The following is a 1,737-nucleotide window of genomic DNA, read 5'->3' on the forward strand; positions in this document are numbered from 1 at the left end:
AACCCCAGCCAGTGAACATGATCACCAGCGCGGCAATGATCACGCCGACGGAGCCCAGCATGTCGCTCCAGACTTCCAGGTAGGCGCCCTTGACGTTAAGGCTCTCGCCACTGGCAGCGCTGAGCAGGCGCATGGAGATCAGGTTGACCACCAGCCCCAGCAGCGCAATCACCAGCATGCCGGTGGACTGGATTTCGGCGGGCGCCTGCAGCCGCTGGTAAGCCTCGTACAAGATGTAGAACGCCACGGCGAACAGCAGTAATGCATTGAAGGCGGCCGCCAGGATCTCGAACCGCGCATAACCGAAGGTGCGCTTGCGATCTGCCGGGCGCTTGGCGACTTGGATCGCCACCAGGGAAATCGCCAGGGCCAGGGCGTCGGTCATCATGTGCGCCGCGTCCGACAACAGCGCCAGGCTGCCGGTGATAAAAGCGCCGATGACTTCGGCCAGCATGAAGCTGCCGGTCAGCCCCAGCGCGATCCATAACTTGCGTTCGTGGCCGGCGCGTACTTGGGCGTGGCTGTGTCCTGCGCTCATGAAATGTCCTCGTGGGTTGGGATGGGGCGGATCATAGAGCTATAGGCCAGATCCACTGGCATGGTTTGCAAAATTGTCATCTGAGCGCCAGAGGGTCGTTAGCTTCGGGCGCACCAAAATCGTTCATGCACGCGTTGGGGAAGATGTATCAGGTATGCTTTTCGGGCCGAAACAAAAAGAAACATATTAGCCAACCTGCTCGATAAGGAGTTCCGTCTTGGAGTTATCGACTGCCGCGTGGATGGTTCACGACACCCGCCTCATGCTCTGCGTGCTGTTGGCGATCGCCAGCATCATTGTGCTGATCAGCGCGACCAAACTGCCACCCTTCCTGTCGATTCTGATCGGCACCTTTATCGCCGGGGTCGGCGCCGGCCTGCCACCGGAAGAAGTGGCAAAGGCTTTCAGCAAAGGCGCCGGGACGATTCTCGGGGAAGCCGGGATCATCATTGCCCTGGGTGCGATGCTCGGCGCGCTGATGGCCGAATCCGGCGCGGCCGACCGTATTGCCACCACGTTGCTCGGGCTGGGCAAAGGCAAGTCATTGCCCTGGGTGATGGCGTTGGTCGCCATGGTGATCGGCCTGCCGCTGTTCTTCGAAGTGGGCCTGGTGATGATGGTGCCGATCATCTTTGTGATGGCCAAGCGTTCGAACCAGCCGTTGCTGAAGATCGCCATCCCTGCACTGGCGGGCATGACCACCTTGCATGCCTTGATGCCACCTCACCCTGGGCCGCTGATTGCCGTAGGCGCATTGCACGCCGACCTGGGCCTGACCATGTTGCTGGGCTTTTGCCTGGCGGTGCCGGCAGTGATCCTGGCCGGGCCGCTGTATGGCAACTGGCTGTCCAAGCGCCTGCACGTGGATGAGCCGGCCGATATCGGCGCCTTGTTCAGCGCACCGCCCAAGGCCCCGCGCCAGCCGAGCTTCGGTGTGTCGCTGCTGATCATTCTGTTGCCGGTAATCCTGATGCTCGGCAGCACCTTGGCTAAAGTCGCGTTGGCGCCGGAAAGCACCCTCGCCCTGACCTTGAAATTCCTCGGTGAACCGCTGGTCGCCCTCGGCCTGGCCGTAATCGCCGCGGTCGTCTGCCTGGGTTGGGCGGCGGGCATGCCACGCGCCGACGTCGGCAACACCCTGCGCAAAGCCCTGGCGCCCATCGCCGTACTACTGCCGACTATCGGCGCCGGCGTCAGCC

Annotated in this window: 2 protein-coding genes; one reads left to right on the top strand and one right to left on the bottom strand. The window is 62.3% G+C overall.

The features are described 5' to 3' along the window. Positions 1–538 (bottom strand): cation diffusion facilitator family transporter (locus tag BKD70_RS22515; protein WP_139145796.1); only part of this gene is annotated, 538 nt, incomplete at its 3' end. A gap of 217 nt (positions 539–755) precedes the next feature. Between BKD70_RS22515 and BKD70_RS22520 the strand changes: the two genes are divergently transcribed. Next, positions 756–1,737: SLC13 family permease (locus tag BKD70_RS22520; protein ID WP_070415431.1), on the top strand; the 982-nt coding region annotated here is incomplete at its 3' end.

The organism is Pseudomonas sp. BS-2016, assembly GCF_001806145.1.
Taxonomy (GTDB): domain Bacteria; phylum Pseudomonadota; class Gammaproteobacteria; order Pseudomonadales; family Pseudomonadaceae; genus Aquipseudomonas; species Aquipseudomonas lundensis.